At 62.4% G+C, this 26,726-nt stretch carries 23 protein-coding genes and 1 tRNA gene; 4 read left to right on the top strand and 20 right to left on the bottom strand.

Annotated features, from left to right (window positions below; genetic code table 11):
- Positions 1–28 precede the first annotated feature (28 nt).
- From rplW to rpsJ, 4 genes are read right to left on the bottom strand one after another with little or no spacing between them, the layout of a single operon-like run.
- A complete protein-coding gene (gene rplW, locus QFZ70_RS04845) occupies positions 29–334 on the bottom strand; it encodes a 50S ribosomal protein L23 (RefSeq protein ID WP_011692807.1) in 306 nt (101 codons plus the stop codon).
- A complete protein-coding gene (rplD, locus tag QFZ70_RS04840) occupies positions 331–954 on the bottom strand; it encodes a 50S ribosomal protein L4 (protein ID WP_307094341.1) in 624 nt (207 codons plus the stop codon). Before rplD ends, rplW begins: the two co-directional genes overlap by 4 nt.
- A gap of 4 nt (positions 955–958) precedes the next feature.
- On the bottom strand, positions 959–1,609 hold the full coding sequence (gene rplC, locus QFZ70_RS04835) for a 50S ribosomal protein L3 (RefSeq protein WP_013601833.1): 651 nt from the start codon (positions 1,607–1,609) through the stop codon (positions 959–961).
- A 17-nt stretch (positions 1,610–1,626) separates the two neighbouring features.
- Complete coding sequence (gene rpsJ / locus QFZ70_RS04830) at positions 1,627–1,935, bottom strand: 30S ribosomal protein S10 (RefSeq protein ID WP_003803825.1); 309 nt, start codon at positions 1,933–1,935, stop codon at positions 1,627–1,629.
- 401 nt (positions 1,936–2,336) lie between these two features.
- On the opposite strand from rpsJ, the gene QFZ70_RS04825 reads away from it, so the two are divergent.
- Entirely contained in the window at positions 2,337–3,773 is a 1,437-nt protein-coding gene (locus QFZ70_RS04825; protein WP_307094340.1) for a GH1 family beta-glucosidase, read from the top strand.
- Between the two features lie 16 nt (positions 3,774–3,789).
- On the opposite strand, the gene QFZ70_RS04820 is transcribed toward QFZ70_RS04825, so the two are convergent.
- The 7 genes from QFZ70_RS04820 to rpoB all read right to left on the bottom strand — a co-directional run bounded on the left by QFZ70_RS04820 (position 3,790) and on the right by rpoB (position 16,358).
- The gene (locus tag QFZ70_RS04820; RefSeq protein ID WP_258061655.1) at positions 3,790–3,915 is read right to left on the bottom strand and encodes a hypothetical protein; all 126 of its coding nucleotides are present in this window, start codon (positions 3,913–3,915) and stop codon (positions 3,790–3,792) included.
- Positions 3,916–4,016: 101 nt separating this feature from the next.
- Positions 4,017–5,207 carry an elongation factor Tu gene (gene tuf, locus QFZ70_RS04815; RefSeq protein WP_163161890.1) on the bottom strand — a complete coding sequence of 397 codons (1,191 nt, stop codon included), beginning with the start codon at positions 5,205–5,207 and terminating at the stop codon, positions 4,017–4,019.
- A gap of 261 nt (positions 5,208–5,468) precedes the next feature.
- A complete protein-coding gene (fusA, locus tag QFZ70_RS04810) occupies positions 5,469–7,583 on the bottom strand; it encodes an elongation factor G (RefSeq protein WP_307094339.1) in 2,115 nt (704 codons plus the stop codon).
- A gap of 69 nt (positions 7,584–7,652) precedes the next feature.
- Positions 7,653–8,123 (bottom strand): 30S ribosomal protein S7, encoded by a 471-nt coding sequence (gene rpsG, locus QFZ70_RS04805; protein ID WP_026531948.1) that lies wholly within the window; start codon positions 8,121–8,123, stop codon positions 7,653–7,655.
- 1 nt (position 8,124) lies between these two features.
- Positions 8,125–8,499 carry a 30S ribosomal protein S12 gene (gene rpsL / locus QFZ70_RS04800; protein WP_009358312.1) on the bottom strand — a complete coding sequence of 125 codons (375 nt, stop codon included), beginning with the start codon at positions 8,497–8,499 and terminating at the stop codon, positions 8,125–8,127.
- A 344-nt stretch (positions 8,500–8,843) separates the two neighbouring features.
- The gene (locus QFZ70_RS04795; protein WP_307094338.1) at positions 8,844–12,743 is read right to left on the bottom strand and encodes a DNA-directed RNA polymerase subunit beta'; all 3,900 of its coding nucleotides are present in this window, start codon (positions 12,741–12,743) and stop codon (positions 8,844–8,846) included.
- A gap of 105 nt (positions 12,744–12,848) precedes the next feature.
- Positions 12,849–16,358: a DNA-directed RNA polymerase subunit beta gene (rpoB, locus tag QFZ70_RS04790; protein WP_307094337.1), complete on the bottom strand. Its 3,510-nt coding sequence runs from the start codon at positions 16,356–16,358 to the stop codon at positions 12,849–12,851.
- A gap of 439 nt (positions 16,359–16,797) precedes the next feature.
- Between rpoB and QFZ70_RS04785 the strand changes: the two genes are divergently transcribed.
- Both QFZ70_RS04785 and QFZ70_RS04780 read left to right on the top strand, forming a co-directional pair.
- Complete coding sequence (locus tag QFZ70_RS04785; RefSeq protein ID WP_307094336.1) at positions 16,798–17,997, top strand: acetyl-CoA C-acetyltransferase; 1,200 nt, start codon at positions 16,798–16,800, stop codon at positions 17,995–17,997.
- Positions 17,997–18,503: an aminoacyl-tRNA deacylase gene (locus tag QFZ70_RS04780; RefSeq protein ID WP_307094335.1), complete on the top strand. Its 507-nt coding sequence runs from the start codon at positions 17,997–17,999 to the stop codon at positions 18,501–18,503. The genes QFZ70_RS04785 and QFZ70_RS04780 overlap by 1 nt, the downstream gene beginning before the upstream one ends.
- 85 nt (positions 18,504–18,588) lie before the next feature.
- Here the strand turns inward: QFZ70_RS04780 and rplL are convergent, their stop codons facing one another.
- The 9 genes from rplL to QFZ70_RS04735 all read right to left on the bottom strand — a co-directional run bounded on the left by rplL (position 18,589) and on the right by QFZ70_RS04735 (position 25,158).
- Entirely contained in the window at positions 18,589–18,963 is a 375-nt protein-coding gene (gene rplL / locus QFZ70_RS04775) for a 50S ribosomal protein L7/L12 (protein WP_307094334.1), read from the bottom strand.
- Positions 18,964–19,040: 77 nt separating this feature from the next.
- Positions 19,041–19,637: a 50S ribosomal protein L10 gene (gene rplJ / locus QFZ70_RS04770; RefSeq protein ID WP_307094333.1), complete on the bottom strand. Its 597-nt coding sequence runs from the start codon at positions 19,635–19,637 to the stop codon at positions 19,041–19,043.
- Positions 19,638–19,934: 297 nt separating this feature from the next.
- Complete coding sequence (locus QFZ70_RS04765) at positions 19,935–21,053, bottom strand: GNAT family N-acetyltransferase (protein WP_307094332.1); 1,119 nt, start codon at positions 21,051–21,053, stop codon at positions 19,935–19,937.
- A 7-nt stretch (positions 21,054–21,060) separates the two neighbouring features.
- Positions 21,061–22,197: a GNAT family N-acetyltransferase gene (locus QFZ70_RS04760; protein WP_307094331.1), complete on the bottom strand. Its 1,137-nt coding sequence runs from the start codon at positions 22,195–22,197 to the stop codon at positions 21,061–21,063.
- Positions 22,198–22,328: 131 nt separating this feature from the next.
- Positions 22,329–23,036, bottom strand: a complete 708-nt coding sequence (gene rplA / locus QFZ70_RS04755; RefSeq protein WP_163161877.1) for a 50S ribosomal protein L1 — start codon at positions 23,034–23,036, stop codon at positions 22,329–22,331.
- 182 nt (positions 23,037–23,218) lie between these two features.
- The gene (gene rplK / locus QFZ70_RS04750; RefSeq protein WP_003803853.1) at positions 23,219–23,650 is read right to left on the bottom strand and encodes a 50S ribosomal protein L11; all 432 of its coding nucleotides are present in this window, start codon (positions 23,648–23,650) and stop codon (positions 23,219–23,221) included.
- Between the two features lie 129 nt (positions 23,651–23,779).
- Positions 23,780–24,604, bottom strand: a complete 825-nt coding sequence (nusG, locus tag QFZ70_RS04745; RefSeq protein WP_307094330.1) for a transcription termination/antitermination protein NusG — start codon at positions 24,602–24,604, stop codon at positions 23,780–23,782.
- A 114-nt stretch (positions 24,605–24,718) separates the two neighbouring features.
- The gene (gene secE, locus QFZ70_RS04740) at positions 24,719–25,003 is read right to left on the bottom strand and encodes a preprotein translocase subunit SecE (RefSeq protein ID WP_307094329.1); all 285 of its coding nucleotides are present in this window, start codon (positions 25,001–25,003) and stop codon (positions 24,719–24,721) included.
- A gap of 82 nt (positions 25,004–25,085) precedes the next feature.
- Positions 25,086–25,158: transfer RNA gene (locus QFZ70_RS04735), tRNA-Trp, on the bottom strand.
- A 277-nt stretch (positions 25,159–25,435) separates the two neighbouring features.
- Between QFZ70_RS04735 and QFZ70_RS04730 the strand changes: the two genes are divergently transcribed.
- On the top strand, positions 25,436–26,653 hold the full coding sequence (locus tag QFZ70_RS04730; RefSeq protein WP_307094328.1) for a pyridoxal phosphate-dependent aminotransferase: 1,218 nt from the start codon (positions 25,436–25,438) through the stop codon (positions 26,651–26,653).
- Positions 26,654–26,726 lie beyond the last annotated feature (73 nt).

The raw sequence follows: 26,726 nt of genomic DNA, 5'->3' as shown, positions 1-26,726 counted from the left end.
ATTTATTTCCTCGTTAAAGTGGTCTCCGCTACGCGAGCGGACCGCCGAAGATGTCGATAGTGCCTTCTTTGAGGGTGACAATCGCACGCTTGGTGTTCTTGCGGGTACCCCATCCGAATTTGGTGCGCTTGCGCTTACCGGCACGGTTGATGGTGTTGATCGATTCGACCTTGACGGAGAAAATTTTCTCCACGGCCAGCTTGATCTCGGTCTTGTTCGACCGGGGGTCCACCAGGAAGGTGTACTTGCCCTCGTCGATCAGGCCGTAGCTCTTTTCCGACACGACGGGCGCAAGCACGACGTCGCGGGGATCCTTGATGGTGGCTGCACTCACTTGGCATCCTCCTCGTTCTTTGCCACTGCCTTGCCGGCAACGAATGCTTCGTAGGCAGCCTTGGTGAAGACAACGTCATCAGACACGAGAACGTCGTAGGTGTTCAGCTGGTCTGCGTACAGAACGTGAACACCGGCGAGGTTGCGCACGGACAGTGCTGCAACATCGTTGGCGCGCTCGATGACAACCAGCAGGTTCTTGCGGTCGGAAACGCCGCGCAGCGTTGCAAGTGCAGTCTTGGCGGAAGGCTTGGCGCCCTCAACCAGTTCGGCAACAACGTGGATGCGTCCGTTACGCGCCCGGTCAGACAGAGCGCCGCGCAGTGCAGCAGCAATCATCTTCTTGGGGGTGCGCTGGCTGTAGTCACGCGGTGTGGGACCGTGGACAACGCCACCGCCGGTCATGTGAGGAGCACGGATGGAACCCTGACGGGCGCGGCCGGTACCCTTCTGCTTGAACGGCTTGCGTCCTGCACCGGAAACTTCAGCGCGGGTCTTGGTCTTGTGGGTACCCTGGCGAGCAGCAGCGAGCTGGGCAACGACAACCTGGTGCAGCAGCGGCACGTTGGTCTGAACGTCGAAGATCTCTGCGGGCAGGTCAACCTGGACAGTGTTAGCCATTGGACTAGGCTCCCTTCACGGCGGTGCGTACGAGTACGACCTGGCCGCGGGCGCCGGGAACGGCACCCTTGATAAGGAGCAGCGACTTCTCGACGTCAACCGCGTGGACCGTGAGGTTCAGCGTGGTGTGACGAACGGCGCCCATGCGGCCGGCCATTTTCATGCCCTTGAAGACGCGGCTCGGGGTGGATGCGCCACCGATTGAACCGGGCTTACGGTGGTTCTTGTGGGCACCGTGGGAAGCTCCAACGCCGTGGAAGCCGTGACGCTTCATAACACCGGCGAAGCCCTTACCCTTGGTGGTGCCGATGACGTCGATCTTCTGGCCGGCTTCGAAGACCTCTACAGAGAGCTCCTGGCCCAGCTCGTACTCAGCAGCATCTGCGGTACGGAGTTCGACGACGTGGCGGCGAGGCGTGACGCCTGCCTTTTCAAAGTGACCAGCCAGCGGCTTGGTGACCTTGCGGGGATCGATCTGGCCGTAGCCGATCTGAACGGCTACGTAGCCATCAGCTTCTGCGTTGCGCAGCTGGGTGATGACGTTCGAATCTGCCTGGACCACAGTGACGGGGATGAGCTTGTTGTTCTCGTCCCAGACCTGGGTCATGCCGAGCTTCGTGCCCAGCAGGCCCTTTACGTTACGGGTTGCGGTCATAGTCTCTCAGCACCTCCCTACAGCTTGATTTCGATGTTCACGTCGGCCGGCAGGTCGAGACGCATAAGCGAGTCAACAGCCTTCGGCGTGGGATCGATGATGTCGATAAGACGCTTGTGCGTGCGCATTTCAAAGTGCTCGCGGCTGTCCTTGTACTTGTGCGGAGAGCGGATTACGCAGTAAACGTTCTTCTCCGTCGGCAGCGGCACGGGGCCAACTACAGTTGCGCCTGCGCGCGTGACCGTCTCAACGATCTTCCGTGCTGAAACGTCAATGACCTCGTGGTCGTATGACTTCAGCCGGATGCGGATTTTTTGTCCCGCCATGTCGCCTGACTCTCTTTCAGTCTGTGCTTCCCCTGATTAGGGCTGCCCTGTTCACTTACGTGTTGTGCGGCTGCCGAAGCATTTGAAGTCGTAACTACCACCCGCCGCACAAGCTGAATCCGGATGAATCCGGGTTCCTCAACCTGCCGGCGCAACCGACCCCCGCGGTCGGGCGTGTCGCGCTTTCCGCGCGTACTCGTCCGCAATTCCATGGGGAGTGGGTTATGTTTGGGCTCCTACTTGGACCCTGGCACCCGGCATTATCCGGATCGGGACGCGAAAGAGCGCTTGAACAACTCAACTAGTATGCCGGAATTTAGCGCCAGAAGCGAATTGGCCCTTTCCACCGGCGCCGTGGCCGGGTCATTGCCAACGGGTACGCCCGAATGGATGATAGGGGCATGACGCTGGAGAGCACCGAATCCGTGACAGAACTGGCAAGCCGCATGCCGCCGTCGTTCACCCTGGGTGTGGCGGCCGCAGCCTTCCAGATCGAGGGAGCCCTTACCCAGGGAGGACGGGGCCCTTCCGGCTGGGACGCCTTCGCCGAGAAGCCCGGCAGCATCATGGACGGGCACTCCCCCGCTGTGGCCTGCGACCACTATAACCGCCTGCCGGAGGACATCGCCCTTCTCCAGGAGCTCGGCGTGGACTCCTACCGCTTCTCCCTGTCCTGGCCGAGGATCCAGCCCGACGGCCGGGGAAACCTGAACGCGGAGGGGCTGGACTTCTATGACCGGCTGATCGACCAGCTGCTCGCTGCCGGCATCTCCCCCATGGCCACCCTCTACCACTGGGATACCCCGCTGCCGCTTGAACAGGGCGGGGGCTGGATGAACCGTGAGACAGCTGAGCGGTTCGGCGACTACGCCGCTGCCGCCGGCGAACGCTATGGCGACCGGGTAGCGCAGTGGGTCACGCTGAACGAACCGCTGTCGGTGACCCTGAACGGTTACGCCCTTGGGGTCCATGCTCCAGGCCACACGCTGATGTTCGACGCCCTGCCGGCCATCCACCACCAACTCCTGGCCCACGGCCTCGGCGCCCAGGCCCTGCGGGCTGCCGGGGTCAAAGGAGATGTTGGTGTCACCAACCTCCACTCACCAGTCCGGCCTGCCAGCCGGAAGGTCGGGGACAGGCTGGTGGCGAAGCTGTACGACCTGCTCATGAACAGGATCTACGCCGATCCGGTCCTGCTGGGCCGCTACCCCAGCCTGCCGCTGTATGCCCGGCCGTGGCTGCGCTCAATAGGCAGGATCTCCGACGCCGACATGCGGACCATCCATCAGCCGCTCGATTTCTACGGGCTCAACTACTACTTCCCGGTGAAGGTTGCCATCGGCCGCGGCGTGACGCCCATTCCGGCCAATACACACAAGGCTGTAGCCAGGCTCCCCTTCCACGAGGTGGGCTACCCGGAGTACGACAGCACCGGATTCGGCTGGCCCGTGGCTCCTGACCATTTGGGTGTCCAGCTGAAGGAACTGCAGGACCGGTACGGTGACGCGCTCCCGCCGGTCTACATCACCGAAGGCGGAGCCAGTTTCCCAGAGCCTGACCAGGTCTCCGGTCCTGTCCAGGACGAGGAGCGGATGAACTACATCGCTTCGCACCTGCGTGCGGCGCTGGAGGCCACCTCCCCCGGCGGGGCGGCCTCGGGCGTGGACCTGCGCGGCTATTACGTGTGGACCCTGATGGACAATTTCGAGTGGGCGGCAGGCTACTCGCAGCGCTTCGGCCTGGTGCATGTGGACTTTGAAACGCTGGAGCGTACGCCCAAACAGTCCTTCTACTGGTACCAGTCGCTCAGCAAGGCACGGAAGGCCCTGGCAGGCTAGCCATCGCCCCGCGCCACTACTGGTTTTTGTTTGCCCGGTTAATCCGCTTGGCGCGGTCAATCTCGTTGCGGAAGTGCTTCTTGGCCCAGAACACACCGGCCACCACAACAACCGCGATGATCAAAAAAATAAGCCATCCCATGATGAACTCCTTTCGGTCCAGCAACAGTATCAGGGAGGGGTTAACCAAAAAGAACAGCCCCGCTGCAGTAGCAGCGGGGCTGTTCTTCAGTTCAACCGGAATTACTTGTTGATCTTGGTAACGCGTCCTGAACCAACGGTGCGGCCGCCTTCGCGGATTGCGAAGCCGAGGCCCTCTTCCATGGCGATGGGCTGGATGAGCGCAACGGTCATCTCAGTGTTGTCGCCAGGCATAACCATTTCCGTGCCCTCGGGCAGGGTGATAACGCCGGTTACGTCCGTGGTACGGAAGTAGAACTGCGGGCGGTAGTTGGAGTAGAACGGGTTGTGACGTCCGCCTTCGTCCTTGGAGAGGATGTAGACGTTAGCCTCGAAGTCGGTGTGCGGGGTGATGGAACCCGGCTTGACGACAACCTGGCCACGCTCTACGTCATCGCGCTTCAAACCGCGGAGCAGGAGGCCACAGTTCTCGCCGGCCCATGCTTCGTCGAGCTGCTTGTGGAACATCTCGATACCGGTAACCGTGGTCTTCTGGACCGGGCGGATGCCGACGATCTCGACCTCCGAGTTGATGGCGAGGGTTCCACGCTCGGCGCGGCCCGTAACAACGGTGCCACGGCCGGTGATGGTGAAGACGTCCTCGATAGGCATGAGGAACGGCTTGTCACGGTCACGTACGGGGTCCGGAACGGACTCGTCAACAGCAGCCATCAGGTCCTCAACGGACTTGACCCACTCCGGGTCGCCTTCCAGTGCCTTCAGGCCGGAAACGCGGACAACCGGTGCTTCGTCGCCATCGAAGCCCTGCGAGCTGAGCAGCTCACGAACTTCCATTTCAACGAGGTCCAGCAGTTCCTCATCGTCAACCATGTCGGACTTGTTCAGCGCGACCAGCAGGTAGGGAACGCCAACCTGGCGGGCGAGCAGAACGTGCTCGCGGGTCTGAGCCATCGGGCCGTCAGTGGCGGCAACCACGAGGATTGCACCGTCCATCTGAGCAGCGCCGGTGATCATGTTCTTGATGTAGTCAGCGTGACCGGGAGCGTCTACGTGTGCGTAGTGGCGCTTTTCGGTCTGGTACTCAACGTGCGAGATGTTGATGGTAATGCCGCGCTGACGCTCTTCGGGAGCAGAGTCAATCGACGCGAAGTCACGCTTCTCGTTGAGGGTCGGGTACTTGTCGTACAGCACCTTGGAAATGGCGGCCGTCAACGTCGTCTTACCGTGGTCAACGTGACCAATGGTGCCGATGTTAACGTGCGGCTTAGTCCGCTCGAACTTTGCCTTTGCCACAGGTTCCTCCTAGAACGTTTTCAAATGACATACCCTTCAGCCGCGCTTGTCGCGGCGGAAACTCAGGTAAGTCTACTTGGGGGGCTTTGGATTGGTGAAATTGCAGATTCAGGAACTAATACTAGTCCCTCGAGCCTGTTCGTGCAGATGGCCGGAATCCGGCTTGTCCGGATGAATCCGGCCGTACCCGGCCACCTGCACCAGGCGGGCCTCCGTGGACCGGAAGCACACCCGAGTTTGTTCGCTGCGAGCGTCAGAAGACTATTCGCCGCGGGTTTTCTGGATGATCTCGTCGGCAACTGCCTTCGGGACCTCGGCGTAGCTGTTGAACGTCATGGAGTACACAGCGCGGCCCTGGGTCTTCGAACGCAGGTCACCGATGTAGCCGAACATGCCGGACAGCGGAACGTGCGCACGGATGACCTTGACGCCCTGTGCATCTTCCATGGACTGCATCTGGCCACGGCGGGAGTTGAGGTCACCGATAACTTCACCCATGTATTCCTCAGGGGTGCGGACCTCTACATCCATCAGCGGTTCGAGCAGAACCGGGTTCGCCTTGCGTGCAGCTTCCTTGAAAGCCATACGGCCGGCGATCTTGAACGCCATTTCTGACGAGTCAACATCGTGGTACGCGCCGTCAATCAGCGTGGCCTTGATGCCCACGACCGGGTAACCGGCCAGGACGCCGTCGTTCAGCGCATCCTGGATGCCAGCGTCGACAGACGGGATGTACTCGCGGGGAACGCGGCCACCAGTGACCTTGTTCTCGAACTCGTACAGTTCGCCTTCGGACGTGTCCATCGGCTCGATGGCGATCTGGATCTTTGCGAACTGACCCGAACCACCGGTCTGCTTCTTGTGCGTGTAGTCGTGGCGTTCGACGGCGCGCTTGATGGTTTCGCGGTAAGCAACCTGGGGCTTGCCCACGTTTGCCTCGACCTTGAATTCGCGGCGCATGCGGTCCACCAGGATGTCCAGGTGGAGCTCGCCCATGCCGGCGATGATGGTCTGGCCGGTGTCTTCGTTGAGGGACACCTGGAAGGTGGGGTCCTCAGCGGAGAGCTTCTGGATGGCTGTGGAGAGCTTCTCCTGGTCACCCTTGGTGTTCGGCTCGATGGCAACCGAGATCACGGGCTCCGGGAAGCTCATGGACTCGAGAACGATCTGGTTGCTGGAATCGCACAGGGTGTCACCCGTGGTGGTGTCCTTCAGACCGATCGCTGCGTAGATGTGGCCGGCGGTTGCGCCCTCAACAGGCATTTCCTTGTTGGCGTGCATCTGGAACAGCTTGCCGATGCGCTCCTTCTTGCCCTTGGTGGAGTTAACCACCTGCGCGCCTGCTTCCACGTGACCGGAGTACACGCGGATGAAGGTGAGCTGGCCGAAGAACGGGTGCGCAGCAATCTTGAAGGCCAGTGCGGAGAACGGCTCTTCGGAGGAAGGCTTGCGGGTCAGTTCCTTCTCTTCGTCGCGAGGATCGTGGCCGACCATCGGGGGGACGTCGAGCGGGTTCGGCAGGTAGTCCACAACTGCATCGAGCATGGGCTGAACGCCGCGGTTCTTGAAGGCGGAACCGCAGAAGATCGGGTAGAGCTCGGAGTTGATCGTCATCTTGCGGATGCCGACCTTGAGCTCGTCGATCGAGATTTCTTCACCCTCGAGGTACTTCTCCATGAGTTCCTCGGAGGACTCTGCAACCGTCTCAACGAGGTTTGCGCGGTACTCTTCGGCCTTTTCCTGGAGGTCAGCCGGGATCTCGCGGATCTCGTACTTCGCACCCATGGTGACGTCACCCTTGGCATCGCCGGGCCACACCAGTGCGCGCATGTAGAGCAGGTCCACGACGCCGATGAAGTCGTTCTCGGCACCGATGGGCAGCTGCATAACGAGCGGCTTGGCGCCCAGGCGGCTGATGATGGTGTCTACGGTGAAGTAGAAGTCGGCACCGAGCTTGTCCATCTTGTTGACGAAGCAGATACGCGGAACGTTGTACTTGTCAGCCTGGCGCCAAACGGTCTCTGACTGCGGCTCAACGCCTTCCTTGCCATCGAAGACGGCGACGGCGCCGTCGAGGACGCGCAGGGAGCGCTCAACCTCAACGGTGAAGTCAACGTGGCCGGGGGTGTCGATGATGTTGATCTGGTTGTTTTCCCAGAAGCAGGTCACGGCGGCAGACGTGATGGTGATGCCGCGTTCCTTTTCCTGTTCCATCCAGTCAGTGGTCGAAGCGCCGTCGTGCGTTTCGCCGATCTTGTGGTTCACACCCGTGTAGAACAGGATGCGCTCGGTGGTGGTGGTCTTGCCGGCATCAATGTGGGCCATGATGCCGATGTTGCGGACCTTACTAAGGTCGGTAAGCACGTCCTGTGCCACGGTGTCTCCCTTTCGGATGGACTACACGTTCGCCGCCAGCCTGGAAGGGCCGGCGGCGTACGGGAAGTATTACCAGCGGTAGTGTGCGAAGGCCTTGTTGGACTCGGCCATCTTGTGGGTGTCTTCGCGACGCTTCACAGCGGCACCGAGACCGTTGGAGGCATCCAGGATTTCGTTCTGGAGGCGCTCGGTCATCGTCTTTTCGCGGCGGGCCTTGGAGTAGCCAACCAGCCAGCGCAGGGCGAGTGCGGTGGAGCGGCCCGGCTTGACCTCAACCGGAACCTGGTAGGTGGCGCCGCCGACGCGGCGTGAGCGGACCTCGAGGGAAGGCTTGACGTTGTCCATGGCCTTCTTGAGGGCTGCTACGGGGTCGCCGCCGGACTTGGCGCGTGCGCCTTCGAGGGCACCGTAGACGATGCGCTCTGCAGTGGACTTCTTACCGTCAACGAGCACCTTGTTGATGAGCTGGGTAACCAGCGGGGAGCCGTAAACGGGATCTAGTACGAGCGGCCGCTTGGGGGCCGGACCCTTGCGAGGCATATTACTTCTTCTCCATCTTTGCGCCGTAGCGGCTGCGTGCCTGCTTACGGTTCTTGACACCCTGGGTATCGAGGGCGCCACGGACGATCTTGTAGCGGACACCCGGGAGGTCCTTCACACGACCGCCGCGAACGAGCACAATGGAGTGCTCCTGCAGGTTGTGTCCCACACCGGGGATGTAGGCGGTTACTTCCACGCCGCCGTTGAGGCGCACACGTGCCACCTTACGCAGAGCCGAGTTCGGCTTCTTCGGGGTGGTGGTGTAAACGCGGGTGCAAACACCGCGGCGCATGGGGCTGCCCTTAAGCGCGGGGGCCTTGGTCTTGGAGACCTTAGGCGTGCGGCCCTTGCGGACCAGCTGGTTAATCGTAGGCACTCTCGTGTTCTCCGTTGGTTTGATCTCTACCGGAACATTCAGGCGTCAGCCGTCACTGCATCGGTTTTGGCGTTGTCCCTGCAGCCCTGGCGTCTCGAACAGTGCCTAGGCGTGCAAAAAAGTGGCATTCGTTGCGCACTTAGCCCGCAACCCGGAAACAAGCTCACACCCAGCATCATGAGAACAAAACCAAAATGATGCTGCGGCGGCCTTCATCCACTGCCACATAGAACAATTACAAAAAGTCTAACACGGCTTGATCCCAAGCCTTAATCGGGTGTATACGAAAGGCCCCGTCCCCCTGCAGAAGTAAAGCAGAGGAAACGGGGCCTTCCTACGGGCTCTTACCGGAAGTCGTTGCCCAGGTCGTAGTCATCCAGCGGGATGGCGTGGAACTCAGGAGCTCCGTCGCCGCCCAGGGTGTCGTACGAGAAGTCACTGAATGCGCTGGGGCCGGTGAACAGGTTGGCCTTTGCTTCTTCAGTGGGCTCGACGGTGACCTCGGTGTAGCGCGGGAGGCCCGTGCCGGCCGGGATCAGCTTACCGATGATGACGTTCTCCTTGAGGCCGAGCAGCGGATCGCTCTTGCCTTCCATGGCCGCCTGCGTCAGGACGCGGGTGGTCTCCTGGAAGGAAGCTGCGGACAGCCAGGACTCGGTGGCCAGCGACGCCTTGGTGATGCCCATGAGCTCAGGACGTCCGGAAGCCGGAGCCTTGCCCTCGGACACAACACGGCGGTTGGCGTCCTCGAAGCGGCTGCGCTCGGCGAGCTCGCCGGGCAGCAGGTCCGATTCGCCGGACTCGATGACCGTGACGCGGCGCAGCATCTGGCGAACGATAACCTCGACATGCTTGTCGTGGATACCGATGCCCTGGCTGCGGTACACGCCCTGGACCTCGTCCACCAGGAACTTCTGTGCCGCACGGGGACCCATGATGCGCAGGACCTGCTTGGGATCCACCGGTCCGTTGATCAGCTTCTGGCCGACGGTGACGTGGTCGCCATCCTCGATCAGCAGGCGTGAACGGCGCAGGACCGGGTAGGCGATCTCTTCAGTTCCGTCATCGGGAGTGATGACCAGGCGCATCTGGCGCTCGGACTCTTCGATGGTGATGCGGCCGGCTGCTTCTGCAATCGGTGCAACACCCTTGGGAGTACGGGCTTCGAAGAGCTCCTGGATACGGGGCAGACCCTGGGTGATGTCGTCGCCACCGCTGGCGGAAACTGCACCACCGGTGTGGAACGTACGCATGGTCAGCTGGGTACCGGGCTCACCGATGGACTGTGCAGCGATGATGCCCACGGCTTCACCAATGTCCACGGTCTTGCCGGTGGCCAGCGAACGGCCGTAGCACAGGGCGCAGGTGCCGACGCTGGACTCACAGGTGAGTACGGAGCGGACCTTGACCTCGGTGATGCCCGCCGCGAACAGCTCGGCAATGACCACGTCACCGCAGTCGGTGCCGGCGGCTGCGAGGACGTTGCCCTCGGAGTCCACGACGTCGACAGCCAGCGTACGTGCGTAGGCGCTGTTTTCGACGTTCTCGTCCAGTACCAGCTCACCGTTGGAATCGGCGACGGCGATGGGCGTGACCAGGCCACGCTCAGTGCCGCAGTCCTCTTCGCGGACGATGACGTCCTGGGACACGTCCACCAGACGACGGGTCAGGTAACCCGAGTTGGCGGTACGCAGCGCGGTGTCAGCCAGACCCTTACGGGCGCCGTGGGTGGCGATGAAGTATTCCAGAACCGACAGGCCCTCACGGTAGGAGGACTTGATGGGACGGGGAATAATCTCACCCTTCGGGTTCGCCACCAGGCCACGGATACCCGCGATCTGGCGAACCTGCATCCAGTTACCACGTGCACCGGAGGACACCATGCGGTTGATGGTGTTCATCGGCGACAGGCTGTCACGCATAGCCTGGGCGATCTCGTTGGTTGCCTTGTTCCAGATCTCGATCAGTTCCTGGCGACGCTCGTCGTCGTCGATCAGGCCCTTGTCGTACTGGCCCTGGATCTTGGCGGCCCGCTCCTCGTAGCCGGCGAGGATCTGCGGCTTTGCGGCCGGAACCTCGATGTCCGAGATGGCGACGGTGACGCCTGAACGGGTGGCCCAGTAGAAACCGGCATCCTTCAGGTTGTCCAGCGTTGCCGCGGTGACAACCTTGGGGTAGCGCTCGGCGAGGTCGTTGACGATGCGGGACAGCTCGCCCTTGTCTGCCACAGCCTCAACCCAGGGGTAGTCCTCGGGCAGGGTCTCGTTGAAGAGCACCTGGCCCAGGGAGGTCTGGACGAGTGCGGGCTGACCCTGCTCCCAGCCTTCCGGAGCTTCCCAGCCTGCGTAGGGCACGAAGCCTTCGAGGCGGATCTTGACCTGCGAGTTCAGGTGCAGCTCGCGGGCGTCGAACGCCATGATGGCTTCCGAAACCGACGCGAAGACGCGGCCTTCGCCAGCTGAACCGGCACGCTTGGTGGTCAGGTGGTAGAGGCCGATGATCATATCCTGCGAGGGCAGGGTGACCGGGCGTCCGTCGGAGGGCTTCAGGATGTTGTTCGAGGACAGCATCAGGATGCGGGCTTCAGCCTGGGCTTCGGGGCTCAGCGGCAGGTGCACTGCCATCTGGTCGCCGTCGAAGTCGGCGTTGAAGGCGCCACAAACCAGCGGGTGGAGCTGGATTGCCTTGCCTTCAACAAGCTGCGGCTCGAAGGCCTGGATGCCGAGGCGGTGCAGGGTAGGTGCGCGGTTGAGCAGCACCGGGTGTTCGGTGATGATCTCTTCCAGCACGTCCCAAACCTGCGGACGGTAACGCTCAACCATGCGCTTGGCCGACTTGATGTTCTGGGCGTGGTTAAGGTCAACCAGGCGCTTCATCACGAACGGCTTGAAGAGCTCCAGGGCCATCTGCTTGGGCAGGCCGCACTGGTGCAGCTTCAGCTGCGGGCCGACGACGATGACCGAACGGCCGGAGTAGTCGACGCGCTTGCCGAGGAGGTTCTGGCGGAAACGGCCCTGCTTGCCCTTGAGCATGTCGCTCAGGGACTTCAGCGGACGGTTGCCCGGTCCGGTGACCGGACGGCCGCGGCGGCCGTTGTCGAAGAGGCTGTCAACAGCTTCCTGAAGCATGCGCTTCTCGTTGTTGACGATGATCTCCGGAGCACCCAGGTCAAGCAGTCGCTTGAGGCGGTTGTTGCGGTTGATCACACGGCGGTACAGGTCGTTCAGGTCGGAGGTCGCGAAGCGGCCGCCGTCCAGCTGGACCATGGGGCGCAGTTCCGGCGGGATCACCGGGACGGCGTCGAGGACCATGCCAAGCGGGCTGTTGTTGGTGGTCAGGAACGCGTTGACCACCTTCAGGCGCTTGAGGGCACGGGTCTTGCGCTGGCCCTTACCGTTGGCGATGATGTCGCGCAGCAGGTCCGACTCGGCCTGCATGTCGAAGCTTTCAAGACGCTTCTTGATGGCTTCGGCACCCATGGAGCCTTCGAAGTACATGCCGTAGCGGTCGCGAAGCTCGCGGTACAGGCCTTCGTCACCCTCGAGGTCTGCGACCTTGAGGTTCTTGAAGCGGTCCCAGACCTGCTCGAGGCGCTCGATATCGGCGTCGGCACGCTTGCGCACGTTGGCCATCTGGCGGTCGGCGGAGTCGCGGGCCTTCTTCTTGTCGGCAGCCTTCGCGCCTTCACCCTCAAGGCGGGCAATTTCGCCTTCGAGGTCGCGGGCGATCGCCGCGATGTCGGAGTCGCGGTTGTCGATGAGCTGCTTCTTCTCGATGTCGTGCTCAACCTGCAGGTTGGGCAGTTCCTCGTGGCGGGCAGCTTCGTCAACGCTGGTGATCATGTAGGCAGCGAAGTAGATGACCTTTTCGAGGTCCTTCGGTGCCAGGTCAAGGAGGTAGCCCAGACGGGAGGGAACACCCTTGAAGTACCAGATGTGCGTGACGGGAGCGGCCAGCTCAATGTGGCCCATGCGTTCGCGGCGGACCTTTGCGCGGGTGACTTCAACGCCACAACGCTCGCAGATGATGCCCTTGAAGCGCACGCGCTTGTACTTGCCGCAGTAGCACTCCCAGTCCCGGGACGGGCCGAAGATCTTCTCGCAGAAGAGTCCGTCCTTCTCGGGCTTGAGGGTGCGGTAGTTGATGGTTTCCGGCTTCTTAACCTCGCCGTAAGACCAGCCGCGGATGTCTTCCGCGGTTGCGAGGCCGATTTGCATGAGGCCGAAGGAGGATTCGCTGGACATATGGTCCCTGTTCTCTCTTGTTCTCTAAATTCTGAAGTCTTGGGTTACGGGAAGAGGGAGGTGACTTGCTACGGCGGGTGCGAACCCGCCGTCCCAAGTCCCCTGCTAAACCTCTTCTACCGAACTAGGCTCTGCACGAGACAGATCGATGCCCAGTTCTTCCGCAGCGGTGAAGACTGCGTCATCAGAGTCACGCATTTCAATTGTGGTTCCGTCCGTGGAGAGGACTTCCACGTTCAGGCACAGCGACTGCATTTCCTTGATCAAGACCTTGAAGGACTCGGGAACACCCGGCTCGGGGATGTTCTCGCCCTTGACGATGGCTTCGTAGACCTTCACACGACCATGGATGTCATCAGACTTGATCGTGAGGAGTTCCTGGAGCGTGTAGGCGGCGCCGTAAGCTTCGAGCGCCCACACTTCCATTTCACCGAAGCGCTGGCCACCGAACTGTGCCTTACCACCCAGCGGCTGCTGCGTGATCATGGAGTACGGGCCGGTGGAGCGCGCGTGGATCTTGTCGTCCACCAGGTGGTGGAGCTTCAGGATGTACATGTAGCCGACCGAGATCGGATCCGGGAACGGCTCGCCGGAGCGGCCGTCGAACAGACGGGTCTTGCCGGAGGAGTCGATCAGGCGCTGGCCGTCACGGGTCACGTTGGTGGAGTCCAGCAGGCCCGTGATTTCCTCTTCGCGGGCACCGTCGAACACCGGCGTTGCAACAGTGGTCTGGCCACTCTCGCGCGGCAGGTTCGGCAGCTGCTTGACCCACTCGGGCTCGCCTTCAATCTTCCAGCCGGTCTTGGCAACCCAGCCGAGGTGCGTTTCGAGCACCTGGCCCACGTTCATACGGCCCGGGACACCCAGCGGGTTCAGGACGATATCAACGGGGGTGCCGTCGGCAAGGAAGGGCATGTCCTCGATCGGAAGGATCTTGGAGATAACACCCTTGTTGCCGTGGCGGCCGGCGAGCTTGTCGCCGTCGGTGATCTTGCGCTTGGCAGCCACGTAGACGCGGACCAGCTGGTTCACGCCCGGGGGCAGCTCGTCGTCGTTGTCGCGGTCGAAGACGCGCACGCCGATGACGGTACCGGACTCGCCGTGGGGCACCTTGAGGGAGGTGTCGCGGACTTCGCGGGACTTCTCACCGAAGATGGCGCGCAGTAGGCGCTCTTCCGGGGTCAGCTCGGTTTCACCCTTCGGGGTGACCTTTCCGACCAGGATGTCCCCTGCTTCAACCTCGGCACCGATGTGGATGATGCCGCGCTCGTCCAGGCCCCCAAGGACTTCCTCGGACACGTTGGGGATGTCACGGGTGATTTCCTCGGCACCAAGCTTGGTGTCGCGGGCATCAATCTCGTGCTCCTCGATGTGGATGGAGGAAAGAACGTCCTCGGCAACAATGCGCTGCGAGAGGATAATGGCGTCCTCGAAGTTGTGGCCTTCCCATGACATGAATGCCACGAGCAGGTTCTTACCAAGGGCGAGCTCGCCCTGGTCCGTTGCCGGGCCGTCGGCGATGATGCCGCCAACTTCCAGGCGCTGGCCTTCGTTTACCAGGACGCGGTTGTTGTAGCAGTTGCCCTGGTTGGAACGCGCGAACTTGTTGATGCGGTAGTTGGTTTCCGTGCCGTCATCGTTGAGCATGATGACCAGCTCAGCTGAGACCTCGGTAACCACACCGGCCTTCTTCGCGATGGTGACATCGCCGGCGTCGACGGCTGCGGCGCGCTCCATGCCGGTGCCCACGAACGGAGCCTCGGAACGGACCAGCGGCACGGCCTGGCGCTGCATGTTGGCACCCATGAGTGCGCGGTTTGCATCGTCATGCTCGAGGAACGGGATCAGGGCGGTAGCCACGGACACCATCTGGCGCGGGGAAACGTCCATGAACTCGACGTCCTCGGCGGGAACCAGGACAGGCTCGCCTCCACCACCACGGGCACGGACCAGGACGGTGTCCTCGGCGAACTTCTTGTTCTCGTCCAGCGGCGCGTTGGCCTGGGCGATCAGCACCTCAGCCTCGTCGTCGGCTGTCAGGTACTGGACGTCGTCGGAAACGACGCCGTTCTTGACCAGGCGGTACGGCGTCTCGATGAAGCCGAACGGGTTGATGCGTCCGTACGAAGCCAGCGACCCGATCAGACCGATGTTCGGGCCTTCAGGGGTTTCGATGGGGCACATGCGTCCGTAGTGAGACGGGTGCACGTCACGGACTTCCATGCCGGCGCGGTCACGGGACAGGCCGCCGGGGCCAAGGGCCGACAGGCGGCGCTTATGGGTCAGGCCCGAGAGCGGGTTGTTCTGGTCCATGAACTGCGACAGCTGGGAAGTTCCGAAGAACTCCTTGATCGCTGCGACCACGGGGCGGATGTTGATCAGGGTCTGCGGCGTGATGGCCTCAACGTCCTGAGTGGTCATACGCTCGCGGACAACGCGCTCCATACGGGACAGGCCGGTGCGGACCTGGTTCTCGATGAGCTCGCCGACGGCGCGGATGCGGCGGTTGCCGAAGTGGTCGATGTCGTCGATTTCGACGCGCAGGTCCACTTCCTGGCCATCGCGGATGCCCTTGGTGGTCTTCTCGCCGGCGTGCAGCGCGACGAGGAACTTGATCATGGCAACGATGTCTTCAACGTGCAGGACCGAAGCTTCCTTGTCGCCAAGGGAGCGGTCGATGCCAAGCTTGCGGTTGATCTTGTAGCGGCCAACCTTGGCCAGATCGTAGCGCTTGGAGTTGAAGTACAGGTTGTCCAGCAGGGACTGGGCAGCCTCAACGGTGGGCGGCTCGCCCGGGCGCAGCTTCCGGTAGATGTCCAGCAATGCGTCTTCGCGGGTTTCGGTGGCGTCCTTCTCCAGGGTTGCCCGCATGGAGTCGTACTGGCCGAACTCTTCGAGGATCTGGCCTTCGGTCCAGCCAAGGGCCTTCAGCAGGACGGTGACGGACTGCTTGCGCTTGCGGTCGAGGCGAACGCCGACCTGGTCACGCTTGTCGATTTCGAGCTCGAACCAGGCGCCGCGGGACGGGATGATCTTCGCAGTGAAGATGTCCTTGTCGCTGGTCTTGTCGGCGGCACGCTCGAAGTAGGCGCCCGGGGAACGGACCAGCTGGGAGACGACGACACGCTCGGTGCCGTTGACCACGAAGGTGCCCTTCTCGGTCATCAGCGGGAAGTCGCCCATGAACACGGTCTGCTGCTTGATTTCGCCCGTGTTGTTGTTCATGAACTCGGCTTTGACGTACAGCGGCGCCGAGTACGTTGCGTCCCGGTCCTTGCACTCGGCCATGGTGTACTTCGGGTCAGCGAACTCCGGATCGGAGAAGCTCAGGGACATGGTGCCCTGGAAGTCCTCAATCGGGGAGATCTCTTCGAAGATGTCCGAGAGACCGGACGTGGTGGCGACGCTAAGATCGTTTTCTTCTACGGCCTTCGCTACGCGTGCCTGCCAGCGTTCGTTTCCGACCAGCCAGTCAAAGCTGTCCGTCTGGAGGGCAAGCAGATTCGGAACGTCAAGGGGTTCGTGAATCTTTGCGAATGAGAGCCGGCGAGTGGCACCATCAGTGCTGTCGGCGGTGTTAGCGGTTTCGTTATTAGAGGTGCTCGAGGCGACCAAGAGGGATCCTTCCACAGACCTTCAGGCGTTTTCAGATCTCCCCCGCTGTGCACCCTGCGGAATGCTCCGCAGTGCTACCATCCGGTTCCGCTATATGACCCGGGGCCGGTGCTGACTATGCTGTGACGTTGTTGACGGCACGTTGATTGCCAGCTGCCAGGCGAAAGCCCACCGCTATATGAAGGCTGAAGGTAAACAGGGAAGACGCAAATATCTACGATACGGCAAAATAACCTACATGTCTACCCCACATCCGTCGCGATTGCAAGCACCGGTTTTGCGGACTGGCTCGCGGCGACTTCCAAGGCGGCTTCCCCGCAGTCCCGCGAAGCCGGACCCTGCCGGAATGCACATAGCAGCGGGGGCGTTTGAATAGTTAGGTGACGAGCGTCACGATAGCCTTGGTGGCCTACAACGGAACAGATCGGAAGAGATACACATGGGCAACTCCGCAGACAACACTGACGTTGTCATACTTGCAGCAGTCCGTACACCGCAGGGCCGGATCAACGGACAGCTGGCGAGCTTTACTGCCGTCGATCTCGGCGCGCACGCCATCAAGGCAGCGCTGGAGGCCAGCGGTGTGGACGCAGGCCAGGTGAACGCCGTCATCATGGGACAGGTGCTCCAGGCAGGCGCCGGGCAGAACCCCGCACGGCAAAGCTCCATCAGCGCCGGAATCGGCTGGAATGTTCCGGCCGTGACCGTGAACAAGGTCTGCCTCTCGGGGCTGACTGCGGTCATCGACGCCGCCCGCATGATCCGCGGCGGGGAGGCGTCCGTGGTGGTGGCGGGCGGTCAGGAGTCCATGACCCGGGCACCGCATCTGCTGCCCGGGTCGCGGCAGGGGTGGACCTACGGCGCCATCCAGGCTTTGGACGTTGCTGCGCACGATGGACTCACCGATGCCTTTGACGGCCAGTCAATGGGTCTGTCCACCGAGACCCGTAACCTTGCGCTGGGCATCGACAGGACGTCCCAGGACAACGTCGCCGCCCAGTCGCACCAGCGCGCGGCGCTGGCGGCCAAGAACGGCACGTTCGACGACGAGATCGTGCCCCTCAGCGTGAAGCAGCGCAAGGGCGATCCGCTGGTTGTCTCCACGGACGAGGGGGTCCGCCCCAACGCCTCCGTCGAGTCCTTGGCCGGGCTGCGGGCTGCCTTCGTCACGGACGGCACCATTACCGCCGGCAACTCCTCTCCCCTGTCCGACGGCGCCGCCGCCCTGGTCCTGGCTTCCCGAGCCTTTGCCGAGGAACACGGGCTGGAATACCTGGCAGTCGTCGGCAAGCCGGGCCAAGTTGCCGGGCCGGACAACTCGCTGCATTCCCAGCCCTCCAACGCCATAATGAACGCCCTTGGCCATGCGGGATGGACCACCGCGGACCTGGACTTCATCGAGATCAATGAAGCGTTCGGATCCGTGGCAGTGCAGTCGCTGCAGGACCTGGACTACCCCCTGGAGAAGTGCAACATCCATGGCGGTGCCATCGCACTGGGCCATCCCATCGGCGCATCCGGCGCCCGCCTGGCAGCGCACGCCGCACACGAACTCAAGCGGCGCGGAACGGGCAAGGCAGCAGTGTCCCTGTGCGGCGGCGGCGGACAGGGCGAAGCGCTCCTGCTGTACCGCGACTGATGGGAGACGAAACCGGAGCCGGCACTCTGCCTCAAGGCGGCTCCGGCAGGGACAGGTTCCTTGCCGACGCCGCAGCCCGGGGACTGCAGGTGGACGTAGTGGAAAGACCGGCTGCGAAAAGCCTGGAAGAGGCGGCCGGCATCCTGGGCATCACGCCCGCGGACATCGTGAAGTCGCTGGTGGTCAAGCACAAGGACGGCTCGTTCCTCTTTGCGCTGGTCCCCGGTGACCGCCAGATTTCCTGGCCCAAGCTGCGGAACCTTGTGGGCGTCAACAAGCTTTCGCTGCCGACCGCGGACGTGGCGCTGGGCGCAACCGGCTATGAACGCGGCACCATCACCCCGCTTGGCAGCACCAACGAGTGGCCGGTGTACGCCGATGCCACCATCACGGGCCGGCGGATTTCAATGGGCGCAGGGGCGCATGGCTACAGCGCCTTCGTGGACGCCGATGCCCTCACGGGCGCGCTGCGCGCCGTCGTTGCGGATATCAGCGACCCCGCCTGATCCGTCCCGCCCCAACTAAGTAGCGCTGGAACGCAGAAAGCCCCGCCCACAATCGTGGACGGGGCTTTCGAAGGAAAAGGCGCTGTTACTTGAGGGTAACGGTGGCGCCTGCAGCCTCGAGCTGCTCCTTGGCCTTCTCGGCAGCTTCCTTGGTGGCGCCTTCGAGAACAGCCTTGGGTGCGCTGTCAACCAGGTCCTTGGCTTCCTTGAGGCCGAGGGAGGTGATGGCGCGAACTTCCTTGATCACTGCGATCTTCTTTTCGCCGGCAGATTCGAGGACGACATCGAAGTCGGTCTTCTCTTCAACCTCTTCTGCAGCAGCGCCGGCGGGGCCAGCAACAGCTACAGCAGCAGCGGTAACTTCGAAGGTCTCTTCGAAGAGCTTGACGAACTCGGAGAGCTCGATGATGGTCAGTTCCTTGAAAGCTTCAATGAGCTCTTCGTTGCTGAGCTTCGCCATGGTAGGCGTCCTTCCTGTTGTGGTGTTCAGCGGCAGGGAGCCACGCGTCACACCGGAGTCTGGTGGGGTGAAGAGAACTAGTTCTCTTCGGCTGCGGGAGCGTCAGCTGCGGGAGCTTCGGCTACTGCTTCGGCTGAAGCATCAGCAGATTCTTCAGCGGCAGGCGCCTCGGCAGCTGCCGGTGCACCGTTCTCTTCTTCAAGCTTGAGGCGCAGTGCGTCAATGATGCGTGCAGCTGCGGCGGCGGGTGCCTTGAGGACACCTGCAACCTTGGCGAGCTGCAGCTCACGGGACTCGAGTGCTGCCAGTGCGGCAACCTCGCTGGCGTTCAGTGCCTTGCCCTCGAAGTAACCGGTCTTGATAACCAGCTGCTTGTTGGTCTTGGCGAAATCCGTCAGGCTCTTGGCAGCGGCAACTGCGTCACCCTTGATGAACGCGATTGCAGTGGGGCCGGCAAGCTGGCCGTCGAATGCTTCGACGCCGGCTTCCTTGGCTGCAATGGCGGTCAGGGTGTTCTTGACGACCGAGAACTTGGTGTCCTGGCCGAGAGAAACACGCAGCTGCTTGATCTGTGCAACTGTGAGCCCACGGTATTCGGTCAGGACAGCGGCGTTCGATTCCTTGAAATCGTTAGTGATCTCAGCTACTGCTGAAACCTTTGCAGGCGTTGCCATAACCCTCCTTCCGGGGATAGTGCCGGTATGCGACGGTCCCCGCTCAAGGTGAGCTAAAACTAAAAACGCCCCGCGCAGATGCACGGGGCTTGGCTCAACACGGAGATTTCCGTGGAACTTGGCTTCGTTCACCTGCGCCGGCCGCCCTACGTTCAGGGTCCTTCGTCCAGAAAGCCACTGCTTCCCCCGCGCACAACTGCAGAGTTGAGCCATGTTCGAGAGAGTGGATTTCCAACAACCGACGGTCTTTGGTCCTTCAAGTCTACGGGAGAGCCACCACTGGCGCCAAATCGGGGCTCAGCTGGTGCTGGTGTGCAGGTGCGGGAGCTCCTTTTGCCAGATTCCCGTCACCCCTGCCGTCTGGAAACCCAGCTGCTGGTTGACGGTGAGGAGGTACCGGTTCTCTGGGGCGTTCCAGGTGTAGATGATCCGCGCGTCCGGGAACTGCTCGGTGAGCCGCTCCATGTTGGCCACCTTGATCAGCAGGCCCAGCTTGTTCCCGCGGTGCTCCTGCAGGACCAGCGTGTCGTCCTGGAAGACAACGTCCGCGCGGTGCGCCAGCACCGTGATGGTGGTCAGGCCTACCAGCGCTCCCGAGGCGAGGTGCTCGACGGCGGTGACCACCGTCCGCCTGCCCTGCGCAATGGCGACTTCCTCGGCTTCCCGGAGGATGTCGCCGTCGAGCACCATGTCCTGCTCAACGGGCGGATCCAAGGAGGGGTCGACGTCGGCCCCCGCCTGGTTCTCAAGGGCGGCCACAGCTTCCAGCCAAGCGTCAGGACAGCGATCCGTCCAGTGGTGCAGGCGGTACCGTCCGCTGTTGGCGGCGTCGGCCTCGGCCTGCAGGTCTGCAACCAGCTTCGTGTCCAAGGGCAGCGCGCAGGAGCTGAACTGCTCGATGTGCTGGAGCGTGTAGCCGGTCTTCTGTGCGAACTCGACTTCACGGCTCTCCAACGGCACGAAGCCCTGCCCCGTGCCGGGAACCAGTTGAGCGCGTTCAAACTCATGGAGGGACGCCCCGGGGTGGTTCGTGTCCACCAGGATCATGGTGCGGCCTTCCCCGCGGGCAAACTGCTCGGCGGCCTGGAGAAGGCGGCGGCCCACGCCCTGGCGCTGGAACTCCGGCAGGATGTCGAGGGTGAACTCCGCCAGGTCCAGGTTGTCCGTGAGGGGAAGGGCGATGTCGACCGTCCCCACAATCTCCCCGTCCACTTTGGCGACAAGAATGAGCTGCCGTTCGTACGGGTCCTGGAACTCAAGCAGCTTCTCCAAGGGGCCGTAAGCGAGGTCGTCACTCCCCCACGTCTGCATTCGGACCTTCCGGCCCACCTCGACGGCGGCAAGGAAGTCCGCTGCGTCCGGCGCGTCCAGTGAGTCGGGAATCCAAAGCTGCTCGATCTTTACGTCAAAAGCCATAGGCGCATCATCCCAGCCGTTTCTGCCACTCGCCTTCATAACCTGCGGGTTTGAATCCAAGCGCGATATTTATGGCCAGCATATGTTGGTTTTCGTTGGCATTCCATGTCAGCACCGACTTCGCTGACGGCCACCTCGTTTGGGCGCGCCGCAGGTTTGCCACTTTGGCCAGCACGCCCAGGCGCCGGCCGCGGTGTTCCGAAATGACCAACGTGTCCTGCTGGAGGATGGAGTTCGGCACGCCGGCACGCCAGTTCAGGACGGTATAGGCCACCAGTTGCCCCGAGGCCCTGTGCCGGGCGGCCGTGACAGCTGACTGGACCCCGCTCCGGATCAGCGTGTTCTCCTCTTCCCGGACCCTGGCGGCGTCCCAGTCCTCGCCTTCCCAATCCATCCCGGCGATGGGAACGTCCGTGGTCATCGTGGACTTGAGGCGGGCATAGGCATGCACCAGGTCCTCCGGGCACGTGTCGTCCCAGCCGGTGATGGTGTACTCAGCTGCCCGGGCCGGGGCGTCGGCCTCCAGCCGGTCCAGCAGTTCCGGTGCAACGGGCAGGTCGAGGCGGCTGGACCGTTCCACCTGTTCCAGCTCATAGCCCGCGGCAACGGCAAATGCCACGGCCGGTTCATCAAGCGGCAGTCCGCCGGCTCCGGATTTCGCCGGCAGCAGGGCAGCTCCGTCCGCAGCCTGCAACGGCACTTCGTGGTAGGCGTCAAGGGACGTCCTGCCGCGTTCGCGGGCGGCTGCTTCGGCGTGCTCCAGAAGGGCACGGCCCAGGCCCTGGCGACGGTATGCAGGGACGACCAGAACCTGGATTCCAGCGGTGTGCGTGTTCTCACGCAAGGGGAACGTCACCGAGCACATGCCCACGGTTACCGCCCCGAGCTTCGCCAGGTACAGGCGTCGTTCCTCATACTCATTGCCCCGCCAATACTCCACAGCCTCTTGCAGCGTGTCGCAGCGGTCCAGGTTGCCCCAGACGGCGAGCTCGTGCTCCACCCGCAGGGCGTGGCACTCCTGGAATTGGGCGGTAACCGGACCGGCACCAGCGGGCGTTTCGTTGCCCCGCGGCTGGACGTCCACGGCAGTTATCGCCAGCTCAACGGTTTTTCCAAAGTCGGGTTCCACATCCGGTTCGGCCATTTCTACAGCTTAGGCAGGAACCTGCCCCTCCGGGCGTGGTTCCTGGGCTTAAACACCAAACCGCCCGGCGCGGGCGCCGGGCGGTTTGGTTGTGCAGCGGAAGGATCCACTGCGAAGCTTCAGACGAGGACTTAGGCCTCGGTCAGAACCTTGGTGACGTTGGGGTCAACGGAAATGCCGGGACCGAACGTGGTGGCAACGGTGGCCTTCTGGATGTAGCGGCCCTTGGAAGCGGACGGCTTCAGGCGAAGCACCTCTTCCAGTGCTGCTGCGTAGTTCTCAGCCAGCTTGATGGCGTCGAAGGACACCTTGCCGATGATGAAGTGCAGGTTGGAGTGCTTGTCGACGCGGAAGTCGATCTTTCCACCCTTGATGTCGTTGACGGCCTTGGTGACGTCGGGAGTCACGGTGCCCGTCTTCGGGTTCGGCATCAGGTTACGCGGACCCAGGACCTTACCGAGGCGGCCAACCTTGCCCATGAGGTCAGGGGTGGCGACGGCGGCGTCGAAGTCGGTCCAGCCTGCTGCGATCTTTTCGATCAGGTCATCGGAACCAACGAAGTCGGCGCCGGCAGCGATTGCTGCCTCAGCCTTGTCACCGGTGGCGAAGACCAGGACGCGGGCAGTCTTACCGGTGCCGTGGGGCAGGTTGACGGTGCCGCGGACCATCTGGTCGGCCTTGCGGGGGTCCACGCCGAGGCGGAATGCAACCTCAACAGTGGCGTCGAACTTGGACGGGTTGGTGTCCTTGGCGAGGGTCACTGCCTCGAACGGCGCGTAAAACTTTTCCGCGTCGATCTTGGCGGCTGCTGCCTCATATGCTTTGCTGCGCTTTGCCATGCTGCTTATTTCTCCTTGTGCAGTTGTGGTCTGCGGACCGCGCTGGGCCCTGCCACAGTTGGTGAGCGGGCTCGTTATCCGTGCCCGGTTCCCAACATTTCAATTTCGATGGTGCCGGTTTCCCGGCGGTGCCGCCCGTCGTCGTGATCGGTTTCCCGAGCCGACATCCGGCAGCGAGGGGATTAACCCTCGACGGTGATACCCATGGAGCGGGCGGTGCCGGCGATGATCTTCGCTGCGCCTTCGAGGCTGGTGGCGTTGAGGTCTTCCATCTTGGTGGAAGCAATCTCGTTGACCTGGGCCTGGGTCAGCTTGGCAACCTTGACGGTGTGCGGGGTCGCTGAACCCTTGGCGACGCCTGCAGCCTTCTTGATGAGCTCTGCAGCCGGCGGGGTCTTGGTGATGAACGTGAAGGAACGGTCTTCATAGACCGTGATTTCCACGGGGATGACGTTTCCGCGCTGGGCTTCCGTCGCAGCGTTGTACGCCTTGCAGAATTCCATGATGTTGACACCGTGCTGGCCAAGCGCAGGACCGATCGGCGGAGCCGGGTTAGCGGCACCTGCCTGGATCTGCAGCTTGATGAGGCCGGTGACCTTCTTCTTGGGAGCCAATGTAGGGTCCTTCTCTCAATAACGTCCTGGGGCACAGGAGCGTGCCTCAGGTTTTTGGCCGCCATGGCGAGGCGGCCGGCCGTTCCGGTGCTGCTAAAGCGGGCAGCCCCGGGACGAATTCTTGGGATGTCAGATCTTGGTGACCTGGTTGAACGCCAGGGTGACGGGCGTTTCGCGCTCGAAGATGGAGACCAGCACCACGAGGGTCTGGGATTCGACCTTGATCTCGGAGATCGTGGCGGGAAGGGTCTCGAACGGGCCTTCCTTGACAATGACGGACTCGCCAACTTCGAAGTCGACATCCACGGGAGCCTGGTGCTGCTTGTTGACCGGCTTGCCCTTCTCGGCCTGCTCTTCCTCGAAGACGGGGGCGAGCATGGAGAAGACCTCGTCCAGGCGCAGGGGCACGGGGTTGTGGGCGTTGCCCACGAAGCCGGTGACACCGGGGGTGTGGCGGACGGCGCCCCACGAGGCGTCGGTCAGGTCCATGCGGACCAGGACGTAGCCGGGGATGCGGACGCGGTTGATGACCTTGCGCTGAGCGTTCTTGATCTCAACGACTTCTTCCATGGGCACCTGGATCTCGAAGATGTAATCTTCCATGTCCAGGGTCTGGATGCGGGTTTCAAGGTTAGCCTTCACTCGGTTTTCATAACCGGCGTAGGAGTGGATGACGTACCAGTCACCTTCCTGGCGGCGCAGCTTGGCCTTGAACTCCTCGGCGGGGTCAACCTCGGCCTTGGCGGCGGCAGCGGCGAGGGCGTCGGCGGACTCTTCCTCGGAGCCGGCGTCGTCCACCTCAGCGTCCTCGTCAGACTCAACGTCTTCATCAGACTCGGCGTCACTGGCTTCGGGCGCGGAGGAATCGACCTCAGACTCGTCACCGGCTTCTGCCGTGATGTCCGCGGACTCTTCCAGCTCAGTCTCGGTTACCTCGAGCTCCTGCTCAGACACTTGGTCTCCTGCTTCCTCATTGCCTAACATGCCTATTTAAATGGCTCAATTCCGCACACCGGTGTTTCCGTCCGGTTTCCCGGATGGAGCACTCGGCCTGCGGACGGTTCAGCCCTAGTTGTCCGTGGGGACGCTGCCGCCGAAGATCCAGCTGACGGCGGTTCCAAAACCGAGGTCCAGCAGGCTGACGATGATCATCATGATGCCGACGAACACCAGCACCACGAGCGTGTAGTTGATCAGTTCCTTGCGGGTTGGTGCAACAACCTTCTTCAGTTCGCCGATGATCTGGCGGATGAAGAGTGCAATGCGGGCGAAGAAGTTTGCCTTGGCGTCCTTCTTAGCTGGGCGGCCCTTGGAGCTGCTGGCAGCTGTTTCGGTCACCTGGTCCTCGCTCATCTTTGCAATGTTGGATTACCCGGCCCTGATCAGAACCATGGTTGCTGCGCTTGCCCCGGATTTTCGCCCGGGGCAGCTTGCGCAGGGCAGACAGGACTCGAACCTGCAACCTGCGGTTTTGGAGACCGCTGCGCTACCAATTGCGCCACTACCCTATGGAGTGAATTCCACGCTTCGACAATGAACCACCAGTTTCCACTGGGGCGCACGTCATCATCCGTGTTTTCAACACCGGTGAACCAGTCTACGCAACAACTTCGCGTTCGTCGAACCAGCCCGTTTCCGGCCCTCCCCGCTGACCAGTGATGACCTTGACTGGCAGGCAGTCACAATCAAAACGGGCAACCCGGAGGGTCCGGTGAACAGCATAGAGTAGATCACGTCGAATCCCACATTCCAGCCTCCGGGCTGCAAGCGAAGAACGGACCTGCCATGTCTGCCGCCCGCGTTTCCCAGCGCATTTCCGCTATTGCCGAATCCGCAACCCTTGCCGTTGATGCCAAGGCGAAGGCGCTGAAGGCAGCAGGCCGGCCGGTTATTGGTTTCGGTGCAGGTGAACCCGACTTTCCCACCCCGGACTACATCGTCCAGGCAGCCATCGAAGCGGCCAGCCAGCCGAAGTACCACCGCTACTCCCCCGCCGGCGGGCTGCCCGAGCTGAAGAAGGCCATTGCGGAGAAGACCCTGCGGGACTCGGGCTACGCCGTCGACGCTTCCCAGGTCCTGGTGACCAACGGCGGCAAGCAGGCGGTCTACAACACCTTCGCCACCTTGGTTGATCCGGGCGACGAAGTTATAGTTCCCACCCCGTTCTGGACCACCTATCCTGAGGCCATCCGCCTCGCCGGCGGCGTGCCGGTGGAGGTGTTTGCCGGCCCGGAGCAGGACTACCTGGTGACTGTGGAGCAGCTCGAGGCAGCCGTTACTGACAGGACGAAGATCCTGCTGTTCGTCTCGCCGTCGAACCCCACCGGATCCGTCTACTCACCCGAGAAGGTGGCGGAAATCGGCAAGTGGGCCGCTGCCAAGGGCCTGTGGGTCGTCACCGATGAAATCTACGAGCACCTGACCTACGACGGCGTTCCCTTCACCTCGATCGCTACCGCAGCCCCCGAATTGGGCGACAAGGTTGTCATCCTCAACGGGGTGGCCAAGACCTATGCCATGACCGGCTGGCGCGTGGGCTGGATGATCGGCCCGGCCGACGTCATCAAGGCCGCCACGAACTTGCAGTCCCACGCCACGTCCAACGTCTCCAACATCCCCCAGATGGCCGCCCTCGCCGCCGTGTCCGGGCCGCTGACTGCCGTGGACGAGATGAAAGTCGCGTTCAACCGGCGCCGCAAGGCCATCGTCGCCGGCCTCAACGCCATTGAAGGTGTGGAATGCCCGACGCCGAAGGGCGCCTTCTACGTCTATGCGGACGTTCGCGCGCTGCTGGGCAAGGAATTCCCGACGGCGTCCGGCACCGCCACGCCGCAGACCTCCGCCGAACTCGCAGCCCTGATCCTGGACGAGGTTGAGGTGGCAGTGGTTCCGGGCGAGGCTTTCGGGCCCTCAGGCTACCTGCGCCTTTCGTACGCGCTTGGCGACGAGGACCTGGCCACCGGCGTCCAGCGGCTGCAGGACTTCCTCGGGAAGGCCCAGTAAGCACGCTCTCTCACTTCCTGCAGGAAAAACCCGAACGCTCTATCACTTTCTTCAGGGAGAGTGAGAGAGCGTT

The organism is Arthrobacter sp. V1I9 (assembly GCF_030817075.1).
Classification (GTDB): Bacteria; Actinomycetota; Actinomycetes; order Actinomycetales; family Micrococcaceae; genus Arthrobacter.
This window is presented reverse-complemented; position numbering and strand designations above follow the sequence as displayed.